We start from the raw sequence: 19,150 nt of genomic DNA on the forward strand, positions 1-19,150 counted from the left end.
TTGCTTGCTGCTCGTGGGCCTGGCGCTGCACGGCGCCCACGAATCCAAGCGCAGGCTTGGCGCGCCCTGCAGGATTCGAACCTGCGACCGTTCGCTTAGAAGGCGAATGCTCTATCCAACTGAGCTAAGGGCGCGCGTCGCCGGCCTAGCCGTTTGGACCCGTCAGTGGGTCCAGGGCTGCTTGCGGTTGGTCGCGAAGTTGTCGGCGTAGGCCTTGATGATGCGCTTGGGAACCTTGGGCTCGAACAGCTGGAACGAGATCTCGTGCCGCTGGGCGTAGCCGATGGCTTCATCGCGGGTTTCGAAGGTGAGGCGCACCTGACCGTTCATGTCGCTCGACTGGGTCCAGCCCATCAGCGGATCAGGCTTGCGGGCCGAGGCGGGTTCGAACTCCAGCACCCAGTCCTTGGTCTTGGCCTTGCCCGACTGCATGGCGTTCTTGGCGGGACGATAGATGCGGGCGAGCATGGGCCTCTCCAAACGGCTCTGCTGATGGTCGGAGCGGCAGGATTTGAACCTGCGACCCTCTGCTCCCAAAACAGATGCGCTACCAGGCTGCGCTACGCTCCGGACATCAGCAAGGGGTTGCTCCTACTCGGCTTTGGGGTCGAAACGCAAGCCTGCGCGGCCGGGTTTTTCGATGCGGTTCAGCCCTTGGGGAAGATGCGGTGACGCACGCGGTCGCCAGGCAGCACACCCAACTGGGCCGCCCTGCCCCCGGCGATCTCCAGCACGCCCAGAACCGGCCCGCCTGACGGAAGCGGCATCTCGTCATGCGGACGGGCGTTGCGAACCATCGACAGGATCCTTCCGTCCGGCCCGATATAGAGAATATCGAGCGGGATCAGGGTGTTCTTCATCCAGAAGGCCGCGCGCCGCGGCTTGCCGTAGACGAACAGCATGCCGCGATCGGGCGCCAGCGACTTGCGGAACATCAACCCCTTGCGCTGCTCGGCCTCGGTGGCGGCGATCTCGACCTGGAATCGGACGACGCCGCGCCCCGTAACGAGCTCCAGCGGCTCAAGACGCGGGCCAGCCGCGAGGGCCGTCCCCGGAAGGCCGAAGGCCGGAACGGCGCCCGCCAGCAGCCGCAGCGCGTCGCGCCGACGCGGATCGTCGAGAAGGGCCAAGAACGCCTCGCCGGAACGGTGAAAACGGAAAGAACCCTACCCGCCCCTCGCCGCCCGGAAAAGCCGCCTCCCAAACCCTCTCAGGCGGCGGTGATCTCGGCGACGACCAGGCCCTTGGGCCCCTGGGCGAAACGGACCATCACGTCGTCGCCCGGCTGGAGGTCTTCCAGCCCGCCGCGACGCAGGGTCTCGATATGCACGAAGATGTCGCCGGGCGCCTCGTCGCGGACGACGAAGCCATAGCCCTTGGTGCGATTGAACCACTTGACCTTGGCTCGTTCGGGCGGACCGGCGGGAGCCAGCGACTGGCGTGCGGCGCCGCCGAAACCACGCAGGCCGTCGCGGCGCGGCGCAGCCTCGTCGAAGGTGCGGCGGGGACGCTCCAAGGGCGCCGGCGCTGAGGTCTCGTCGAGATCGACGACCTCGCTGACCTGCCAGCCCTTGGGCCGCTTGACCACGTCGCAGACGATGGCCGAGCCCTCGAGCGCCGACTCGCGACCGCAGTTGCGCAGGGAGGTGACGTGCAGCAGGACGTCTTTCAGGCCCGTCTGGCCGGGATCGTCTGGAACAATGAAGCCGTAACCCTTGCCGACGTCGAACCATTTGACGCGGCCGCTGATACGCACGAGGTCCTCGTGCGCGCCCGATGCATCCAAGTCGTAACCAGACATTCCGCCCCTCTGGCTCGCCCAAACAGCCCAAAGGAGCGAGCGCCACAAGAATAACACTGTTCTCGGGGAGGGATGGCCGTCAATGGCCAAATGATGCGAAGTGCGCGCAATACGAAAGGCGCGACGTTTAGTCGCGCCTTCTGTGTCGTATGGGAAACTCTGAACTCTGCGGTTGGCAGTCCCTAGGGGAGTCGAACCCCTCTCTCCAGATTGAAAATCTGGCGTCCTAACCGATAGACGAAGGGACCACTAAGCTTCACAGAAGCAAGGTAATCCGCAGTAGTTCAAAGTAGACGCCTCGCGACTGGCAGTCCCTAGGGGAGTCGAACCCCTCTCTCCAGATTGAAAATCTGGCGTCCTAACCGATAGACGAAGGGACCGCGTCGCCGCGAGGAGCCGGGGATATACAAAGGCTCCCCGGAGAGCGCAAGCGGTCAGATGCGATTTTTTTAATCCGTCCACATGCGCGGGTCGGCCGCGTCCTCGATCTCGAGCTGAACCCCTTCCCGGCCCATGTAATCATCGGGTTTCAGGCGGCCGACGACGTGCAGCGCGCCGCCTCCGGCCAGCAGGCGACGACCAAGATCGGTCTCCGCCGAGCGCCAGGACACGGCCTTGATGCGGTCGCCGGTGGGGCCGACCAGGTCGACTCGCACGTGCCCACCGCGCAACGCCATCACCCGTTCGGGGCGCACGCCGGCCAGGGCGAAGGTCGGCTCGACATTGCCGGGCCCGAACGGGGCCATCTGCTGAAACTCGCTCCAGAGGCCGCGATTGGCGGCGCGCGGCTGCACCAGGGCGTCGATCTCGACCGACTCGGCCCCCACCGCCTCCATCTCGCCGGCCAGGGCCTCCTCCAGGAAGGCGCGCAGCTCGGGAATCGAATCCGGCCGCACCGTCAGTCCCGCCGCCATGGCGTGGCCGCCGCCGGCCATCAGCATGCCCGCCTCGAAAGCCGCCTGCACGGCCCGGCCGAGATTCACGCCGGGCTGCGAGCGGCCTGAGCCCTTGGCGATTCCCGCCGCCCGGTCGATGCCGATCACCAGGGTGGGCTTGCGATAGCGCTCGCGCAGACGGCTGGCGACGATGCCGACCACGCCCGGATGCCAGTCCTCGCCAGCCACGACGATCACCGGCGCTTCGGGGTTGAAGTTGCTGCTGCGCTCGAGAATCGCCACTGCCTCCTCGACCACGGCGGCCTCGACGGCCTTGCGCTCGGTGTTGAGGGCGTCGAGCTCCTCGGCCAGAGCCCGAGCCTCGATCGGATCGTCCGTCGAGAGCAGGCGTGCGCCGAGATCGGAACGGCCGATGCGGCCGCCGGCGTTGATTCGCGGTCCCAGGATGAAGCCGGCGTGGAAGACGCTAGCTGCCCCCTGCCCCTTGGCGACGTCCAGCAGGGCCTTCAGGCCCGGATTGGCCCAGTTGGACATCACCCGCAGGCCAGTGGCCGTCAGCGAGCGGTTGAAGCCGACCAGCTGGGTGACGTCGCAGACCTCGCCCAGAGCGGTCAGATCCAGCCACTGGCGTAGATCGGGCTCGGGGCGATCCTCGCTGAACAGGCCGCGCTTGCGGGCCTCGCGGTTGAGGGCCACCAGCAGGATGAAGGTGACGCCGGCCGCGGCCAGCACCCCCTGCCCGCTCTGGCAGCCCGGCCGGTTAGGATTGACCACGGCGGCGGCCGCCGGCGGGTCCTCGCGCATCAGGTGGTGGTCGATGACCACGACCTCCAGGCCGATCGTGGCGGCGCTGGCGAGGGCGTCGTAGGCGGCCGCCCCGCAGTCGAGGGTGACGACGAGTTCGGCGCCCGAGTCGCGAATGGTCTTGAAGGCGGCGGGGCTGGGCCCGTAGCCCTCCTTCAGGCGATCGGGAATGTAGATCGGCAGCTCGACGCCCATGTGCCGGAACCAGCGGACCAGCTGGGCGGCGCTGGTGGCGCCGTCGACGTCATAGTCGGCGAACACCATGGTCGGCCGCCCCTGCTCCAGGGCGTCGATCAGAATCTCGGCGGCCCGATCCATGTCGGTGAAGCTGGACGGATCGGGAAACAGCGACTTCAGGGTCGGTTGCAGATAGTCGCGGGCGCCGTCCAGCCCGATCCCCCGGGCCGCCAGCGCGCGGGCCAAGGGCTCGGACAGGCCGTGCAGGCGAGCGATGTCGCGGGCGATCGAGGCGTCTGCGGCGCGCTCGCGCCAGGCGCGTCCGGACAGCGAGCGCTCGACGCCCAGGAAGGCCTCGGCGGCGGCGGGTACGGCGTGACCGTCGGCGGCCATGGGCTAAACCAGCCTGAAATCAGCGTCTTGGGGCATGGGACGACCCTATCGCCTTTACGGGATTCGATCCATGACACGCCGCTGCGGCGAAAACGGACGTGCGGCCTGATCGTGTGGCGGCGAGTTCGCTCGCGAGAGACGCCAGAGGCGACGCCAGGACTACCTTCAACGCCCTATAGAGACAGCGAATCGGACGGAGCGCCCTCGTGATCACCCTCGTGTTCTGGCTGATGGCGGCGGGCATGCTGGCCGCCAGCGTCTATGCGGCCTCGCTTCGCATCTGGCCGCTGACCATCATCATCCTGGCCCTGTGCTGGGACAACGCCATCGTCGCCGCCGGGGCCCTGGTCGGCGCCGGTGACCTGCTCGTCGGCCTGTCGGTGCCGCGCTACGTGGCGCACGGCCTGCTGACGCCGCTGCTGATCCCGATCGTGTTCTGGATCGCAAGGCTCCGCCTGCGCGCCTGGGTGTGGATCCTGACCGCCGCGCTGGTAACCCTCGGCGCCTATACCGAGATCTTCAACCTGAACCTCGTGCTCAAGGAATATCATGGCACGCTGCGCTACGCTCACGCGGCCGCCAGCCCGCCTATCCCGTCGATCGTGACGGTGCTGGTGCTGATCGGCGTCGGCGTGCTGCTGTGGCGACGTCAGGGCGTGCCGTGGCTGTGCCTGGGCGCCCTGGCCATGTTCGGCAGCGCCGCCAGCGGCGTGTTCTGGCTTGGCAACGCCGGCGAGCTGGTTCTGATCGGCTCGATCCTGGCGACCGCAACCGCCCTGCGCTCGAAAGCCGCCCTCGCCCGCTGACGGGCGCGCCCTCCCCTCGCGGAGAGGGCGCCAGCCATCATCAGCCGGCCGCCGTTTCCCTGGCGACCTGGTCGACTTCGTTGGCCGAACCCAGCACCACCGGCACGCGCTGGTGCAGCTTGCTGGGCGCCAGGTCGAGGATGGGCGTGACGCCGTCGGTGGCCTTGCCCCCGGCGCGCTCGACGATCAGGGCCATCGGATTGGCCTCGTACATCAGGCGCAGCTTTCCCGGCTTGCCCGGCTCGCGAGCGTCCCACGGGTACATGAAGATCCCGCCGCGCATCAGGATGCGGTGCACGTCGGCGACCATCGACGCCACCCAGCGCATGTTGAAGTTCTTGGCTCTGGGGCCTTCCTTGCCGGCCAGGCAGCCGTCGACATAGCGACGGATCGGCGGGGCCCAGTGACGCTGGTTCGACATGTTGATGGCGAACTCGGCGGTGTCGGCCGGGATGGTCGACGAAGCATGGGTCAGCAGCCACTTGTCGTCGGCCGACAGGGTGAAGCCCACCACGCCCGAGGTCAGGGTCAGCACCAGCATGGTCTGCGGGCCGTAGACGGCATAACCGGCGCCGACCTGGTGGCGACCGGGTTGCAGGAAGTCGGCCTCTTCAGGTTCGCGGCCTTCCGGGGCCGGCAGGATCGAGAAGATGGTGCCGACCGAGACGTTGACGTCGATGTTGCTGGAGCCGTCGAGCGGATCGAAGGTGACCAGATAGCCGCCCTGGCGACCGGTGGTTTCGACGTGCTCGAGTTCTTCCGAAGCGATGCCGGCGACGGGATCGCAGGCCTTGAGCGCGTCGCTCAGCAGGTCGTTGGTCAGGATGTCGAGCTTCTTCTGCTCCTCGTCCTGGACGTTGGTGATCCCGGCCGCGCCGAGATTGCCGAGAATGGCCCCGCCGGCCACCACGCGGCTGATGCGGGCGCAGGCGGCGGCGATTTCGGTGACGACGGTCTTGACCGCGGGGCTGGAGGGATCGCCGGCGAGATGGCTGGCGAGATCGATCAGGGCGGTCATGGAAAGGGCCTCGAACTATACGGGGCGGCGATCAGTCGCCGCGGCGCGAGCGACTCGCAGACTAGTACGACAATATTACGGGCGGCAGCGGGCCGACGGCGACCGTCGGCCCCAGAAAACCTAGACCCGGCGCTTCATGCGCACTTCGCGCACGGCCCCGGTCGAGGAATTCATCACAAGGCTATGGGTGTGGACGAAGCCATCCTTGAATCCCACCCCGTCCAGCAGCGCGCCGGAGGTGACGCCAGTAGCGGCGAAGATGGCGTCGGACCGCACGATCTCGTGCAGGTCGTACTTCTTGTCGAACTCGGTGACGCCCCAGCGCGCGGCGCGGGCGCGCTCGTCGGCGTTGCGGAAGATCAGTCGTCCCTGGAACTGGCCGCCAACGCACTTCAGGGCCGCGCAGGCCAGCACGCCCTCGGGCGCGCCGCCGGAGCCGAGATAGAGGTCGATGCCCGTCGAGGGGTCGGCGGTGTTGATGACGCCCGCGACGTCGCCATCGGTGATCAGGTTGACGCGCGCGCCCACCGAACGGACCGAGGCGATGATCTCGGCGTGGCGCGGGCGATCCAGCACGCAGACGGTGATCTGCGAGGGCTCGACGCCCTTGGCGGCGGCCAGCGCCTTGACGTTGTCGGCCGGCGACTTGTCGAGGTCGATCACGCCGGCCGGATAGCCCGGGCCGCAGGCGATCTTGTCCATGTAGGTGTCGGGCGCGTTCAGCAGCGTGCCCTTGGGCGCCCAGGCCATGACGGCCAGCGCGTTGGGCATGGCCTTGGCCGTCAGCGTCGTGCCTTCCAGCGGATCCAGCGCGATATCGACCGTCGGACCGCCACGGCCCACCTTCTCGCCGATGTAGAGCATCGGCGCCTCGTCGCGCTCGCCCTCGCCGATGACGATCTCGCCGTCGATGTTGAGATCGTTCAGCGCATTGCGCATGGCGTCGACCGCAGCCTGGTCGGCGGCCATTTCGTCACCCCGGCCGACCATGGTCCACGACGCGATGGCGGCGGCTTCGGTCACGCGGACCGCATCCAGGACCAGAGAGCGGTCCAGGGTGTTCGAACTCATCAGTGTCTCCCAGCCCGTGGCGAGGCTAATTTCCCAATGCCTTCAGCACCTGGACCGCTCTAATCGGCGGTCTCTAGTTGCGCGCGACGCGCAGAAGACGGGGACGCTCTAGCACGGCCTGCAGCTTTTCGATGCGGCTAATCGCGTCGAGCAGCTTGGATTCGGGAGTAGCGTGGGTGACGAGCACGATCGGCACGCCGCCCGCCCCTTCGACAGGCTTCTGCAGGAAAGCGTCGATCGACACGCCGCATTCGGCCAGGGTCTCGGAGATCGCGGCGATGGCGCCGGGCACGTCGCGGACCATGATCCGCAGATAGGCCTTGCCCACCGACTTGGCCGGATCGACGGTCACGAACGGCTTCAGCGCGCCGGCCGGGGCCTGGAACACCGGACGCACGGCCTTGGTCATTACGTCGGCGATGTCGGCGGCGACGGCGGCGGCCGTCGGACCCGCGCCCGCGCCCGGCCCCTGGATGAAGATGCGGCCGATGCGCGTACCCTCGATGAACAGCGCGTTCAGGGCGCCGCCGGCCTGGGCCAGCGGATGCTCCAGCGGGATCAGGGTCGGATGGACCTTCACGGCCACGCCGTCGTCGGTCTTGGAGGTGCCGGCGATCAGCTTGATCCGGTAGCCCAGGTCCTTGGCCAGCTTGATGTCGAGCAGCTCGACCTCGCTGACGCCCTCGATCTCGGCGGCCTCGTAGTTGGGGGCGCAGCCGAAGGCCAGGGCGGCCAGGATGGTGATCTTGTGGCCGGCGTCGAAGCCACCGACGTCCATGGTCGGATCGGCCTCGGCGTAGCCCAGGGCCTGGGCCTCGCGCAGCACGTCGGCGAAGTCGCGGCCGGTCTTTTCCATCTCGGACAGGATGTAGTTGCAGGTGCCGTTGAGGATGCCGGCCACCGAGACGACGTCGTCGCCGACCATGGCCTCGCGCAGCATCTTCACCGCCGGCGTGCCGCCCATGACGGCGGCCTCGAACAGCAGCGGAACGTCGTTGGCCTCGGCCAGGGCGGCAAGTTCGGCGCCATGCTCGGCGATCAGGGCCTTGTTGGCGGTGACCACCGGCTTGCCCAGTTTCAGGGCCGCCTCGACCGCAGCCTTGGCCGGACCGTCGCTGCCGCCGACCAGCTCCACGAAGAGATCGACGTTGGGCGAGCTGGCCAGGGCGACCGGATCGTCGAACCATTCCAGGCCCGAGATGTCGACCGTGCGCGGACGCGACTTCGACCGCGCCGACACGGCGACCACCTCGGCGCGATCGCCGGCCGGCGCGAAATCGGGACGCTGGGCGAGGAACTGCAGGAGACCGCCGCCGACGGTGCCGAGGCCCGCGACGCCGACGCGCCAGGTTTTCTGAGTCATGGTGCGGTTCCTCGTGGTCGGGTGGCCCTAGCGGGGCCGCCCTCCTCCTTCGACAAGCTCAGGATGAGGGCTATTGCAGGCTTTAGCGGTCGAAATCCTCACCTGAGCCTGTCGAAGGGCGAGGATTTCGCGGAGGGATCAGGCTTGTTCGAGGCTGGTGTGGGCCTTGGCCAGGATCTGGTCGGCGTTGGCGATGAACTTCTTCACGTTGCGCGCGGCCTGCTTGATCCGGTGCTCGTTCTCCACGAGGCCGATGCGGACATAGCCTTCGCCGTATTCGCCAAAGCCGATGCCCGGGGCGACGGCGACGCCGGCCTCCTCGATCAGCAGACGCGAGAACAGCATCGAGCCGGCGGCCTCGAACTGCGGGGGGATCTTGGCCCAGGCGAACATCGAGGCGGGCGGGTTGGGGATGTCCCAGCCGGCGCGCTTCATCGACGAGACCAGGGTGTCGCGGCGACCCTTGTAGATGCCGCGGATCTCCTCGACGCAGTCCTGCGGACCGTTCAGCGCGGCGGCGGCGGCCACCTGCACCGGCGTGTAGGCGCCGTAGTCGAGATAGGACTTCACCCGGGCCAGGGCCGCGCAGATGCGGGCGTTGCCGACGACCATGCCCACGCGCCAGCCGGCCATGGCGTAGGTCTTCGACAGCGAGTTGACCTCGACGGCGATGTCCTTGGCGCCTTCGACCTGGAGGATCGACGGCGGCGGGTTGTCCTCGAAATAGATCTCGCCATAGGCCACGTCGCTGATGACCAGCAGGTCGTGCTTCTTCGCCAGAGCGACCGCGTCCTTGTAGAAGTCGAGGTCGACGGTCTGGGCCGTGGGGTTGGACGGATAGGAAAGGATCAGCACGCTGGGCGGCGGCACCGAGTGCTTCACCGCGCGGCTGATGTTGGACAGGTACTGCTCGGGGCTCAGCGCCGGCACGTGACGGATGACGCCGCCGGCCATGATGAAGCCGAAGGCGTGGATCGGATAGGCCGGGTTCGGGCAGATGATGACGTCGCCCGGAGCCGTCAGGGCCTGGGCGAGGTTGGCGAAGCCTTCCTTCGAGCCCAGGGTCGAGATCACTTCGGTGTCGGGGTTCAGCTTCACCCCGAAGCGGCGGTCGTAATAGCCGGCCATGGCCTTGCGCAGGCCCGGGATGCCCTTGGACGCCGAGTAGCGGCCGGCGCGCGGATCGCGCGAGGTCTCGATCAGCTTGTCGACGATGTGCTTGGGCGTCGGCATGTCCGGATTGCCCATGCCGAAGTCGATGATGTCGACGCCCTGGCCGCGCAGGCGGGCCTTGATGCGGTTGACCTCTTCGAAGACGTAGGGCGGCAGGCGGCGGATACGGTGAAAGTCGGCGGTCATGATGGCTCGTGCGCCCTCTGGCGCTGCAGGAGCGAAAAGTCGGGCATGGATAGACCCCAAGCGAGGCCTAGCCAAGCCAGTTCAAGGAAAATTATGCCTCCGTCGCCCTATTGGGGCTTGGACGGAGGCGGGGTAGCTCGGCCACGAGCAGCCTTGGCGAAGGCTTCGGTCTCGGCGCGATCGGCGACGGTGGGGATTTCCGACGGCGGCACGCGGCCGGCGCGCTGAGCGCGGGCGGCGAAACCTTCGGTGTCGGTCAGGGCGAAGGTCTCCGGCGCGGTGTCGCGACGGAGCTGAGCGGCGGCTGCCTGCTCGGCCTGGACCTGGGCCTTGTACTCGCCCGGCGACGGAATGTCGGTCGGGACGGTCGGGATGGCGGCCAGGCTGGGCATCTTGCCCCGCTCCTTGCCGGCGGCCTCGGCGGCGGCGGCCACCGGCGAGGTGGCGTCGACCGGCGGAGGCGTGAACGGCGACGAGGCGCAAGCCGACAGCACGGCCGCGAGGACCGAGAGCGAGGCGCCGAAACGTACGATTTTACCGGTTTGGCCGTTCATCTTGTCTCAGGTCTTATGCGATGATCGCGGCGAGCGGAAGGCGCCGAACGAGAATCGGCGGTCGATAAGCGACATTCAGGCGGAAGGAACGCGCATGGCCAAGGGCGACGGCAAGGACGCGGGCAAGAGCGTCAAGGCGGCGGGCAAGCCCCGCAAGCCTTCCACGCCCCGCAAGACGGCCGCCGCGGCGCCGAAGCCCCCTCCCCCGCCACCCGAACCGGATCCCAAGCCCGAATCAGCCCAGCCCGCCGGCGCGCCCGACTTCGCCTCGCTGCTGACCGAGGAGCAGCGGCGGATGATGGAGGCCCTATCGGCCAACCTGGCCCGCGCGGCGGTCACCGCCCAGGGCGCGATCGCCGAGGCCGCCCTGCGCCAGGCCGACCGGCCCGCCGCCCTGTCGCCCGACCCGTTCCACGTCGCCCCCGCCCTCAACGAGGTGATCGGCAGCCTGGCCGCGCAGCCGGACCGTCTCCTGCGGGCCCAGGCCGACCTCTTCAGCGGCTACATGGAGCTGTGGCAGTCCGCCGCCCGCCGCGCGGCCGGAGAGGAGACCAAGCCGGTCGTCGCGCCGGCTCATGGCGACAAGCGTTTCGCCGACCCCGACTGGTCGTCCAACCCCGTGTTCGACATGATGAAGCAGTCCTACCTGCTGACGTCGAACTGGCTGAACGGCCTGGTGGCCCAGGCGGAGAACGTAGACCCGCAGTCCAAGCGCCGCGTTGAGTTCTTCACCAAGATGCTGACCGACGCCTTCTCGCCGTCGAACTTCCTGATCTCCAACCCCGCGGCCCTGCGCGAGGTGATGCACACCAACGGCGAGAGCCTGAAGCGCGGCATGGAGAACTTCGCCGCCGACCTGGAGCGCGGCGGCGGCCAGCTGGCCATCAGCCAGACCGACCTGGCCAAGTTCAAGGTCGGCGAGAACGTCGCCACCGCCCCCGGCAAGGTGGTCTACCAGAACGACATCCTGCAGTTGATCCAGTTCGACCCGACCACGGAACAGCAGCACGAGATCCCGCTGCTGATCTTCCCGCCCTGGATCAACAAGTTCTACATTCTCGACCTGCGCCCGGAGAACTCGATGATCCGCTGGCTGACCGGCCAGGGCTTCACGGTGTTCGTCGCCTCGTGGGTCAATCCCGACACCCGCCTGGCCGCCAAGACCTTCGAGGACTACATGCTCGAGGGGATCTACGACGCCAGCCAGCAGGTCATGACCCAGTGCGGCGTCGATCGGGTCAACACCGTCGGCTACTGCATCGGCGGCACGCTGCTGTCGTGCGCCCTGGCCCACATGGCCGCCAGGGGCGACAAGCGCATCAACTCGGCCACCTTCTTCGCCGCCCAGCAGGACTTCGCCGAGGCCGGCGACCTCCTGCTCTTCACCGACGAGGCCTGGCTGAAGGAGATCGAGGCGCGGATGGACCAGCAGGGCGGCTTCCTGCCCAGCCAGTCGATGGCCGACACCTTCAACGCCCTGCGCGGCAACGACCTGATCTGGTCGTTCTTCATCAACAACTACCTGATGGGCAAGGAACCGCGCCCGTTCGACCTGCTGTTCTGGAACGCCGACCAGACGCGGATGCCCAAATCGCTGCACCTGTTCTATCTGCGCAACTTCTACAAGGACAACAACCTCACCCGCGGCCTGCTCAGCCTGGGCGGCGAGCAGCTCGACCTCTCGAAGGTGAAGACGCCGATCTACGTGCAGTCGTCGAAGGATGACCACATCGCGCCCTATCGCAGCGTCTATCGCGGCGCGCGGGCCTTCGGCGGCCCAGTGACCTTCACCATGGCCGGTTCGGGCCATATCGCCGGCGTGATCAACCACCCCGACGCCAGGAAGTACCAGCACTGGACCAACGAGCACCTGCCCGGCTCGGTCGACGGCTGGATCGCCGGCGCGACCGAGCACCCGGGCTCGTGGTGGCCGCACTGGGCGGAATGGCTGAAGGCCAAGTCGGGCAAGCTGGTCCCGGCCCGCGATCCGTCCAAGGGTCCGCTCAAGGCCTTCGAGGACGCCCCGGGCAGCTTCGTGCGGGTGCGCTCGAACGCGGAAGCGGCTTAAGCGAACCTCCTCCTTTGGGGGAGGTTTTTCACACCATTCCCACCGCATAGGCCTCGGAAAACACACCCGCCTCTGATTTCTCGATCAGCGGACGCACGCGGGCCATGTGCTCGGTGAAGCGCGGGTCCTCCCGGAAGGCCTCGGCGTCTTCGGGCGTATCGAACACAGAGATCAGCACCAGCCCCTCGCCCGAGCGAAACAGGCGGGCGCCGCGCAGGCCCTTCACCTGGCCGCGGAGCCTGCGGTGCTGGGCCAGTTGCAGCTCCAGAAAGGCCTCGAACTGCCCGTCCTTTGGCCGGATGACGCTGATGTTGATCACCGGTTCGGGCCGCGCGGGCCGCAGCGCGAGCGGGGCGGCCAGGGCGGCGGCTGCGACGGCGGTCGTGGCGGCGGCGAATGTCATGGGGAGGCGCTCCAGTAAGGGCGTTGCCGGTTGCGGAGCTCCCCCTGTAAAACCTCAAGCAAACTTGAGGTCAAGCGCCGATGCCGGATTCCTGCCCCGCCTTCCAGACCCTCAGCGTCGGCGAACTGGCCAAGCGGGCCGGCGTGGCGGTCTCGACGCTGCACTTCTACGAAGCCAAGGGGCTGATCCACAGCCTGCGCACCGAAGGCAACCAGCGGCGCTATCCGCGCGGCGTGCTGCGGCGGGTGGCGGTGATCAAGGTGGCCCAGCGCACCGGCATGCCGCTGACCGAGATCAAGCAGGCGCTGAGCGCCCTGCCCGATGATCGCGCGCCCAGCCAGCAAAACTGGCAGGACATGTCGGCGGCGTGGCGCGACGACCTCGACGCCCGCATCCGCCGCCTGACCCAGCTGCGCGACCAGTTGGACGGCTGCATCGGCTGCGGCTGCCTGTCACTGACCATCTGCCCGCTGCGCAATCCCGACGACTCGCTGGCCGCCCAGGGACCGGGACCTCGCCTTCTGGATGAAATTTGACGCCGGCAAGATCGCCGTTCGCCCAAAACTCGCCCCGATCACGGCGGAGCTTGCAGCCCATGCTCGATCTTTCCCGTCGCACAGCGCTGAGCCTGCTGGCCGCCGCCCCCTGGCTGGGCGCGGCCGCGCGCGGCGACGGCCTGAAGCTGGCCCAGGCGGCGCGCACCCAGATCGGCGTGACCCTCGACTATGATCCCAGCTATCGCGCGATCAGCTATCCGCGCGGCGACGTGCTGCGCTCGACCGGCGTCTGCGCCGACGTGCTGGTGCGCGCGGCCCGCGACGCCTGGAACGTGGACCTGCAGGAGCGCATCCACGCCGACATGACCCGCGCCTTCTCGGCCTATCCGGCCAGGCGCGCCTGGGGCCAGAAGAGCGCCGACGCCAATATCGACCACCGACGGGTGCTGAACCTGGAGACCTACCTGAACCGCCAGGGCGCGAAGCTGCGCGCCAGCCAGGACGCACGCTCGGGCGACGATTTCGCAGACCCCCTGCCCGGCGACGTGCTGACCTGGCGCCTGTTCGGCAACGGCCGCCCTCACATCGGCGTGGTCGTGCAGGGCCCAGACAAGGTGCGGGTAGTGCACAACATCGGCGCCGGCGCTCGCGAGGAGGCCCTGTGGATCTTCAAGCTGCACAAGCCGGTCGGGCACTATCGCTGGCGGGTGTGACCCCCGGCCCGTCTCAAATGACTGCGTGAAGCCAGATCCCCACCGACCAGCAACTGCGCTCGTCTCCCTCTATGGGGCCTTCAGTCCACACGCGAAGTTCGCGGACACGCGGAGCGCTTTCAAAGAGCGCCAGCGGACAATCGCCTTCTCCGTAGAAGTGGAGGTCAGGGCTGGCGCGGGTCGCCTCGGCCGTATCCGACACAGCAGCGACGGTCTCCAGGCCGACGCTCAACGGCGGGGCCAACCTCAGCCTGACCCAGCCGTACGCGCCATCGAAATGCGCCTCGGCCTCGCCGACCATCGGATGGTCGCGCCAGTAGCCCACCTCGTGCGGCCACGCTCCGAAGATCAGATCGTACATCGGAGCGCTGCGCCCGCCCTACAGCCCGGCCTTCTCGTCCAGGCCGAGGGCCAGGTTGAGGTTCTGCACGGCCGCGCCCGAGGCGCCCTTGCCCAGGTTATCGAGCAGGGCCACCAGGCGGGCCTGGCCGCTGGTGTCCGAGCCGAACACGAAGAGCTTCAGGCGGTTGGTGCCGTTCAGGCCTTCCGGATCAAGGGTGGTCAGGCTCTTGGCCTCGTCCAGCGAGGCCACCTCGACGAAGCTCTCGCCCTTGTAGTGGGCGGCGAGCGCGGCGTGGATGTCACCCAGCGAGCACGAGCCTTCCAGCAGGCCAAGGTGCAGCGGCAGCTCGACCAGCATGCCTTGCGCGTAGCGACCAACGGCCGGAGTGAAGATCGGGCGCGACAGCAGGCCGCCGTGCTTCTGGATCTCGGGCACGTGCTTGTGGGTCAGCGACAGGCCATAGATGCGGTAGGCGACCTTGGTGTAGTTGGGCGAGGTCTCGTCCTCGAACTCGGCGATCATCGCCTTGCCGCCGCCGGTGTAGCCCGAGACGGCGTTGAACGAGACCGGCAGGTCGGACGACAGCAGGCCGGCCGAGACCAGCGGCCGGGTCAGCGCGATGGCGCCGGTGGCATAGCAGCCCGGGTTCGAGATCCGCTTCGAAGCCGCGATCTTCTTGCGCTGTTCCTTGTCCAGTTCGGGGAAGCCGTAGATCCAGTCTGCGTTGGTGCGATAGGCGGTCGAGGCGTCGATCACCTTGACCAGCGGGTTCTCGATCAGGCCGACGGCTTCCTTGGCCGCATCGTCGGGCAGGCACAGGATCACAGCGTCGGCGGCGTTCAGCATCTCGGCGCGAGCGACCGGGTCCTTGCGCTTGTCGGGATCGATCGAGATCAGCTGCAGGTCGGTGCGGCCGATCAGGCGCTCGCGGATCTGCAGGCCGGTCGTGCCGACTTCGCCGTCGATGAAGACCTTGGGGGTGTTCGCCATGATGCCAACTCCTGGCCCGGACCGCGCTCGGACGGGACCCAGTCTTGCAGCGCCGTATGACCGGCGCATGCGTTCGGGCGCTGTCCGGCCCGATCGGAAGTCACAAGAAAAAGGGCGCTTCGGATAACCGAAGCGCCCTCTTCCAAAACGCGTGCGACGACGCGCTTAGCGCTTCGAGAACTGGAAGCTGCGGCGGGCCTTGGCCTTGCCGTACTTCTTACGCTCGACGACGCGGCTGTCGCGGGTCAGGAAGCCGTGCGGCTTCAGGACCGGGCGCAGGGCCGGTTCGTAGTAGGTCAGGGCCTTGGACAGGCCGTGACGGATGGCGCCGGCTTGACCCGACAGGCCCGAACCCTGGACGGTGACGTCCACGTCGAACTGGCCGAGACGCTCGGTCACTTGCAGCGGCTGAGCGATCATCATGCGCAGAACCGGACGAGCGAAGTAGACTTCCTGGTCACGGCCGTTGACGGTGATCTTGCCGGTGCCCGGCTTGATCCACACGCGCGCGATGGCGTTCTTGCGCTTGCCGGTCGCGTACGAGCGGCCTTGGGCGTCGATCTTCGGTTCGGCCGGGGCGGCCGCTTCCGGGTTGCTGGACAGGCTGGCCAGCGCGTCAAAACCTTGAGCTTCGGACATGACTTAGAGGCTCCGGGTGTTCTTGACGTTGCGCGCGGCGAAGTCGATGACTTCCGGGCTTTGCGCTTGGTGCGGGTGCTCGGCGCCGGCGTAGACCAGCAGGTGCGTCAGCTGCTTGCGAGCCAGCGGGCTCTCCTTCGGCAGCATGCGCTCGACGGCCTTGTTCAGGACGCGCTCGGGGAATTGACCGCCCAGCACCTTGCGCGGGGTGGTTTCCTTGATGCCGCCCGGGTGACCGGTGTGACGGTAGTAAACCTTGTCGTCCAGCTTCTTGCCGGTGAACTTCACCTTGTCGGCGTTGATCACGACGACGAAGTCGCCGCAGTCGACGTGCGGGGTGTAGTCGGGACGGTGCTTGCCGCGAAGACGCATGGCGATGAACGTCGCCAGACGGCCGACAACGGCGTCCTTGGCGTCGACCACGATCCACTTCTTCTCGACCTCGGCGGGCTTCAGGGAAGCCGTGGTCTTTTGCATGGGATTGATCCGTAATTCCTGTGCCTCGGGAGCCAAGGAAGCAGCTCCGTCCGCGTGAGGGGCGGCTGATACCCAAGGCTTCGCCGCCTGTCAACATTACGCACGCAGGAAAGTCGGAAAGCCTTGTGGCGTAAGGGGTTGAGTGATGTGGTATCTAAATACCGCATCGCTTGTTTGTCATGGCCCCGTCACCGACCGCGCGCATAGCCGCTCCAGGTCCCCCTGTATCAACGGACACCGCCATGACCTTCTCGCGCCGCGCCTTCGTCGCCTCCGCCGCCACCAGCCTGGCCTTCGCCGGCTTTTCCGCCCGCGCGGCGCAGCAAGGCGAAGCCAGGCCCGAGTCCTACCTCAACGAAGTAGAGGGCTACGGCGCGCTGATCCCCGACCCCAAGCGTATCCTCGACCTGCCGGCCGGCTTCACCTACCGCGTCATCAGCCAGGCCGGCGAGACGATGGACGACGGCTTCCGCGTGCCTGGCGCCTTTGACGGCATGGGCTGCTTCGACCTCGGCGAGGGCAAGGTGGCGCTGGTGCGCAATCACGAATTGACGCTGGAGATGTTCGACCACGGGCCGTTCGGCTACGGCGGCCGCCTGCTCGACAAGCTGCCCAAGGACGGCGCCTACGACTTCTACGGCGACGGCCGTCCGCTGGTCGGCGGCACGACCACCCTGGTCTACGACACCAAGAGCGGCCGCACGCTCGGCCAGCACCTGTCGCTGACCGGCACGGCGGTAAACTGCGCCGGCGGCGTGACGCCGTGGGGGTCGTGGCTGACCTGCGAGGAGACGGTGCTGGACGCCAAGGACGGGGTCGGCAAGTCTCACGGCTGGGTCTTCGAGGTTCCGCACGCCCACAAGGGACTGGTGCAGCCGGTTCCGCTGACGGCGATGGGCCGGTTCAAGCACGAGGCCGCCTGCATCGATCCGCGCACCGGCGTGGTTTACATGACCGAGGACGTGCAGGACGGCCTCTTCTACCGCTTCCTGCCGAACGACCGGCACAAGCTGTCGGCCGGCGGCCGCCTGCAAGCCCTGGCGTTGAGCGGCGCGGCCCAGGGCGCGGACCTGCGCAATCAGGAGGCCGGCGAGGCCTTCGCGGCGCTCGCCTGGTCGGACGTGCGCTGGATCGACCTGGATGGCGTCGACAATCCGCACGACGACCTGCGCAAGCGCGGCCACGCTCTTGGCGCGACCCGCTTCGCCCGCGGCGAGGGCGTGCACTGGGGCGACGGCGAGCTCTATTTCACCGCCACCTCCGGCGGCGCGCTCAAGGCCGGCCAGATCTTCCGCTACCGGCCCAGCGCCCACGAGGGCCAGGCCGGCGAGTCCGACCAGCCGGGCCGCCTGCAGCTATTCGTCGAAAGCCGCGACCAGCGGGTGATGGACTATGCCGACAACATCGTGGTCTCGCCGCTGGGTCACATCCTGATCTGCGAGGACCGCTATTCGGCCACCAAGCCCAACCACCTGCGCGGCGTGACGCCGGACGGCAAGGTCTACACGCTGGGCCGCAACGTCTTCGAGGGCAACGGCGAGTTCTGCGGCGCCTGCTTCTCACCTGACGGCCGGACACTGTTCGTCAACGTGCAGTGGCCGGGCTTCACCCTGGCCATCACCGGCCCCTGGGCGGCGCTCAAGACCGCCTAGGGCCGGCGGACGCGCCAGGCGAAGGCGGTGGCGACGCCCAGCAGAACGGCCGCGCCGGCCTGGTGCAGCACGCCGAGGCCGAGCGGCACGGCGGCCATCAAGGTCCAGACACCAAGGCCCGCCTGCAGGGTCACCACGCCCAGCAGGACATAGGCGAGGATCTTGGCGTCATGCGGCAGGCGACGGGCGCGAGCCGCGCCGGCGGCGATGACGATCGCGGCGGCGAACACGGCGTAGGCCATCAGGCGGTGATGCAACTGCACCGCCCCCTGGCTATGAGCCAGCGTGCCCCACAGGCCGAGGCCGGCGTACTGATCGGGCAGAAACGCGCCGTTCATCAGCGGCCAGTCATTGTAGACGAGGCCGGCGTCGTTGCCGGCCACCAGCGCGCCCAGAAGGCTCTGGAAAAACACCGCGCCCAGGAAGGCCAGCGCCCAGCCGCGCCAGTCGCTGCGCTCCTCGACGCGCGGCGCGCCGTTCCAGGCGTCGAGCGCCGTCCAGATCAGCAGCACGAACAGCGCAAGCGCCAGGCCCAGATGGACCATCAGCCGCTCGGGCGCGACCGACACCCGCTCGGACAGACCGGACGAGACCATCCACCAGCCGACAAGCCCCTGCAGGCCGCCCAGGACCAGCATGGCCCCGCAGCGCAGGATCAGGCGGCGCGGCAGCATGCGGCGCACCAGGAAGAAGGCGAACGGCAGGGCGAAGACCGCCCCCACCACCCGGCCCAGCAGCCGGTGCGCCCACTCCCACCAGAAGATGCCCTTATAGGCCTCCAGCGTCATGTCGGGGTTCACCAGGTGATACTGGGGGATCTGCTTGTAGAGCTCGAAATTGGCCCGCCAGGCCTCCTCCGACATCGGCGGCAGCGCGCCCATGATCGGCTTCCACTGGGTGATCGAAAGACCCGAGTCGGTCAGGCGCGTGGCGCCGCCGACCACGACCATGGCGAAGACCAGCACCGCCACGACGAACAGCCAGATGGCCACGGGGCCGGAACGGTCGGAACGCAGGAAGGAAGTCATGAAGCCGAAAAAACGCCTGTTCTGGGCCTAAATGGGGCGGCTAGACCCCTACCCCCGCCACAGCGTTGCTGTCCATGGCCCGCCGGTGCTTAAGGGAG

General features: G+C 68.0%; 20 protein-coding genes and 4 tRNA genes. 5 read left to right on the forward strand and 19 right to left on the reverse strand.

Translation table 11 applies throughout. The features are described 5' to 3' along the window. Positions 1–57: 57 nt before the first annotated feature. From P7A99_RS04215 to recJ, 8 genes are all read right to left on the reverse strand, one after another. Positions 58–134: transfer RNA gene (locus P7A99_RS04215), tRNA-Arg, on the reverse strand. A gap of 28 nt (positions 135–162) precedes the next feature. Then, entirely contained in the window at positions 163–468 is a 306-nt protein-coding gene (locus P7A99_RS04220; RefSeq protein ID WP_277792691.1) for an ETC complex I subunit, read from the reverse strand. Positions 469–493: 25 nt separating this feature from the next. Next, a tRNA-Pro gene (locus tag P7A99_RS04225) sits at positions 494–570 on the reverse strand. A 77-nt stretch (positions 571–647) separates the two neighbouring features. After that, positions 648–1,130 (reverse strand): DUF192 domain-containing protein, encoded by a 483-nt coding sequence (locus tag P7A99_RS04230; RefSeq protein ID WP_431307639.1) that lies wholly within the window; start codon positions 1,128–1,130, stop codon positions 648–650. Positions 1,131–1,210: 80 nt separating this feature from the next. After that, positions 1,211–1,801, reverse strand: a complete 591-nt coding sequence (gene cspD / locus P7A99_RS04235) for a stationary phase survival cold shock domain protein CspD (RefSeq protein ID WP_277792692.1) — start codon at positions 1,799–1,801, stop codon at positions 1,211–1,213. A gap of 173 nt (positions 1,802–1,974) precedes the next feature. Continuing rightward, a tRNA-Glu gene (locus P7A99_RS04240) sits at positions 1,975–2,049 on the reverse strand. Positions 2,050–2,106: 57 nt separating this feature from the next. After that, a tRNA-Glu gene (locus P7A99_RS04245) sits at positions 2,107–2,181 on the reverse strand. Positions 2,182–2,250: 69 nt separating this feature from the next. After that, on the reverse strand, positions 2,251–4,071 hold the full coding sequence (gene recJ, locus P7A99_RS04250) for a single-stranded-DNA-specific exonuclease RecJ (protein WP_277792693.1): 1,821 nt from the start codon (positions 4,069–4,071) through the stop codon (positions 2,251–2,253). A gap of 206 nt (positions 4,072–4,277) precedes the next feature. On the opposite strand from recJ, the gene P7A99_RS04255 reads away from it, so the two are divergent. Further along, on the forward strand, positions 4,278–4,877 hold the full coding sequence (locus P7A99_RS04255) for a hypothetical protein (RefSeq protein ID WP_277792694.1): 600 nt from the start codon (positions 4,278–4,280) through the stop codon (positions 4,875–4,877). A gap of 40 nt (positions 4,878–4,917) precedes the next feature. Here the strand turns inward: P7A99_RS04255 and P7A99_RS04260 are convergent, their stop codons facing one another. The 5 genes from P7A99_RS04260 to P7A99_RS04280 form a co-directional block, all read right to left on the reverse strand. After that, a complete protein-coding gene (locus P7A99_RS04260) occupies positions 4,918–5,895 on the reverse strand; it encodes a class 1 fructose-bisphosphatase (RefSeq protein WP_277792695.1) in 978 nt (325 codons plus the stop codon). Positions 5,896–6,015: 120 nt separating this feature from the next. Continuing rightward, positions 6,016–6,966 (reverse strand): class II fructose-bisphosphatase, encoded by a 951-nt coding sequence (glpX, locus tag P7A99_RS04265; RefSeq protein WP_277792696.1) that lies wholly within the window; start codon positions 6,964–6,966, stop codon positions 6,016–6,018. 73 nt (positions 6,967–7,039) lie between these two features. Beyond that, positions 7,040–8,329, reverse strand: a complete 1,290-nt coding sequence (locus tag P7A99_RS04270; RefSeq protein ID WP_277792697.1) for a homoserine dehydrogenase — start codon at positions 8,327–8,329, stop codon at positions 7,040–7,042. Between the two features lie 138 nt (positions 8,330–8,467). Further along, positions 8,468–9,688, reverse strand: coding sequence for an LL-diaminopimelate aminotransferase (locus P7A99_RS04275; RefSeq protein ID WP_277792698.1), 1,221 nt, complete (start codon positions 9,686–9,688; stop codon positions 8,468–8,470). 107 nt (positions 9,689–9,795) lie between these two features. After that, positions 9,796–10,242 (reverse strand): hypothetical protein, encoded by a 447-nt coding sequence (locus P7A99_RS04280; protein ID WP_277792699.1) that lies wholly within the window; start codon positions 10,240–10,242, stop codon positions 9,796–9,798. Between the two features lie 94 nt (positions 10,243–10,336). Between P7A99_RS04280 and P7A99_RS04285 the strand changes: the two genes are divergently transcribed. Continuing rightward, a complete protein-coding gene (locus tag P7A99_RS04285; protein ID WP_431307640.1) occupies positions 10,337–12,310 on the forward strand; it encodes a class I poly(R)-hydroxyalkanoic acid synthase in 1,974 nt (657 codons plus the stop codon). 28 nt (positions 12,311–12,338) lie between these two features. Here the strand turns inward: P7A99_RS04285 and P7A99_RS04290 are convergent, their stop codons facing one another. After that, positions 12,339–12,713: a putative quinol monooxygenase gene (locus tag P7A99_RS04290; RefSeq protein WP_277792700.1), complete on the reverse strand. Its 375-nt coding sequence runs from the start codon at positions 12,711–12,713 to the stop codon at positions 12,339–12,341. 80 nt (positions 12,714–12,793) lie between these two features. Between P7A99_RS04290 and soxR the strand changes: the two genes are divergently transcribed. Next, a complete protein-coding gene (soxR, locus tag P7A99_RS04295; protein ID WP_277792701.1) occupies positions 12,794–13,249 on the forward strand; it encodes a redox-sensitive transcriptional activator SoxR in 456 nt (151 codons plus the stop codon). A gap of 59 nt (positions 13,250–13,308) precedes the next feature. Next, positions 13,309–13,923 carry a DUF1287 domain-containing protein gene (locus P7A99_RS04300; protein ID WP_277792702.1) on the forward strand — a complete coding sequence of 205 codons (615 nt, stop codon included), beginning with the start codon at positions 13,309–13,311 and terminating at the stop codon, positions 13,921–13,923. Positions 13,924–13,936: 13 nt separating this feature from the next. Here P7A99_RS04300 and P7A99_RS04305 read toward each other — a convergent pair whose 3' ends face one another. The 4 genes from P7A99_RS04305 to rplM form a co-directional block, all read right to left on the reverse strand. Beyond that, positions 13,937–14,284, reverse strand: coding sequence for a hypothetical protein (locus tag P7A99_RS04305; protein ID WP_277792703.1), 348 nt, complete (start codon positions 14,282–14,284; stop codon positions 13,937–13,939). An 18-nt stretch (positions 14,285–14,302) separates the two neighbouring features. Then, entirely contained in the window at positions 14,303–15,256 is a 954-nt protein-coding gene (argC, locus tag P7A99_RS04310) for an N-acetyl-gamma-glutamyl-phosphate reductase (RefSeq protein WP_277792704.1), read from the reverse strand. 165 nt (positions 15,257–15,421) lie between these two features. Further along, entirely contained in the window at positions 15,422–15,895 is a 474-nt protein-coding gene (rpsI, locus tag P7A99_RS04315) for a 30S ribosomal protein S9 (RefSeq protein ID WP_277792705.1), read from the reverse strand. 3 nt (positions 15,896–15,898) lie between these two features. Further along, positions 15,899–16,372, reverse strand: a complete 474-nt coding sequence (gene rplM, locus P7A99_RS04320) for a 50S ribosomal protein L13 (RefSeq protein WP_058346911.1) — start codon at positions 16,370–16,372, stop codon at positions 15,899–15,901. Between the two features lie 242 nt (positions 16,373–16,614). Between rplM and P7A99_RS04325 the strand changes: the two genes are divergently transcribed. Continuing rightward, positions 16,615–18,024, forward strand: coding sequence for an alkaline phosphatase PhoX (locus P7A99_RS04325; RefSeq protein WP_277792706.1), 1,410 nt, complete (start codon positions 16,615–16,617; stop codon positions 18,022–18,024). On the opposite strand, the gene P7A99_RS04330 is transcribed toward P7A99_RS04325, so the two are convergent. Beyond that, complete coding sequence (locus tag P7A99_RS04330) at positions 18,021–19,052, reverse strand: COX15/CtaA family protein (RefSeq protein WP_277792707.1); 1,032 nt, start codon at positions 19,050–19,052, stop codon at positions 18,021–18,023. The genes P7A99_RS04325 and P7A99_RS04330 overlap by 4 nt on opposite strands. Positions 19,053–19,150: the final 98 nt, after the last annotated feature.

The organism is Caulobacter endophyticus (assembly GCF_029543245.1).
Taxonomy (GTDB): Bacteria; Pseudomonadota; Alphaproteobacteria; order Caulobacterales; family Caulobacteraceae; genus Caulobacter; species Caulobacter endophyticus_A.

What these genes read in the sequence shown, in the direction of transcription:
- P7A99_RS04220 (WP_277792691.1), bottom strand. Translation starts at nt 468, where the DNA reads ATGCTCGCCCGCATCTATCGTCCCGCCAAGAACGCCATGCAGTCGGGC.
- cspD (WP_277792692.1), bottom strand. Translation starts at nt 1,801, where the DNA reads ATGTCTGGTTACGACTTGGATGCATCGGGCGCGCACGAGGACCTCGTG.
- recJ (WP_277792693.1), bottom strand. Translation starts at nt 4,071, where the DNA reads ATGGCCGCCGACGGTCACGCCGTACCCGCCGCCGCCGAGGCCTTCCTG.
- P7A99_RS04260 (WP_277792695.1), bottom strand. Translation starts at nt 5,895, where the DNA reads ATGACCGCCCTGATCGATCTCGCCAGCCATCTCGCCGGCGATCCCTCC.
- glpX (WP_277792696.1), bottom strand. Translation starts at nt 6,966, where the DNA reads ATGAGTTCGAACACCCTGGACCGCTCTCTGGTCCTGGATGCGGTCCGC.
- P7A99_RS04270 (WP_277792697.1), bottom strand. Translation starts at nt 8,329, where the DNA reads ATGACTCAGAAAACCTGGCGCGTCGGCGTCGCGGGCCTCGGCACCGTC.
- P7A99_RS04275 (WP_277792698.1), bottom strand. Translation starts at nt 9,688, where the DNA reads ATGACCGCCGACTTTCACCGTATCCGCCGCCTGCCGCCCTACGTCTTC.
- P7A99_RS04280 (WP_277792699.1), bottom strand. Translation starts at nt 10,242, where the DNA reads ATGAACGGCCAAACCGGTAAAATCGTACGTTTCGGCGCCTCGCTCTCG.
- P7A99_RS04285 (WP_431307640.1), top strand. Translation starts at nt 10,337, where the DNA reads ATGGCCAAGGGCGACGGCAAGGACGCGGGCAAGAGCGTCAAGGCGGCG.
- P7A99_RS04290 (WP_277792700.1), bottom strand. Translation starts at nt 12,713, where the DNA reads ATGACATTCGCCGCCGCCACGACCGCCGTCGCAGCCGCCGCCCTGGCC.
- soxR (WP_277792701.1), top strand. Translation starts at nt 12,794, where the DNA reads ATGCCGGATTCCTGCCCCGCCTTCCAGACCCTCAGCGTCGGCGAACTG.
- P7A99_RS04300 (WP_277792702.1), top strand. Translation starts at nt 13,309, where the DNA reads ATGCTCGATCTTTCCCGTCGCACAGCGCTGAGCCTGCTGGCCGCCGCC.
- P7A99_RS04305 (WP_277792703.1), bottom strand. Translation starts at nt 14,284, where the DNA reads ATGTACGATCTGATCTTCGGAGCGTGGCCGCACGAGGTGGGCTACTGG.
- argC (WP_277792704.1), bottom strand. Translation starts at nt 15,256, where the DNA reads ATGGCGAACACCCCCAAGGTCTTCATCGACGGCGAAGTCGGCACGACC.
- rpsI (WP_277792705.1), bottom strand. Translation starts at nt 15,895, where the DNA reads ATGTCCGAAGCTCAAGGTTTTGACGCGCTGGCCAGCCTGTCCAGCAAC.
- rplM (WP_058346911.1), bottom strand. Translation starts at nt 16,372, where the DNA reads ATGCAAAAGACCACGGCTTCCCTGAAGCCCGCCGAGGTCGAGAAGAAG.
- P7A99_RS04325 (WP_277792706.1), top strand. Translation starts at nt 16,615, where the DNA reads ATGACCTTCTCGCGCCGCGCCTTCGTCGCCTCCGCCGCCACCAGCCTG.
- P7A99_RS04330 (WP_277792707.1), bottom strand. Translation starts at nt 19,052, where the DNA reads ATGACTTCCTTCCTGCGTTCCGACCGTTCCGGCCCCGTGGCCATCTGG.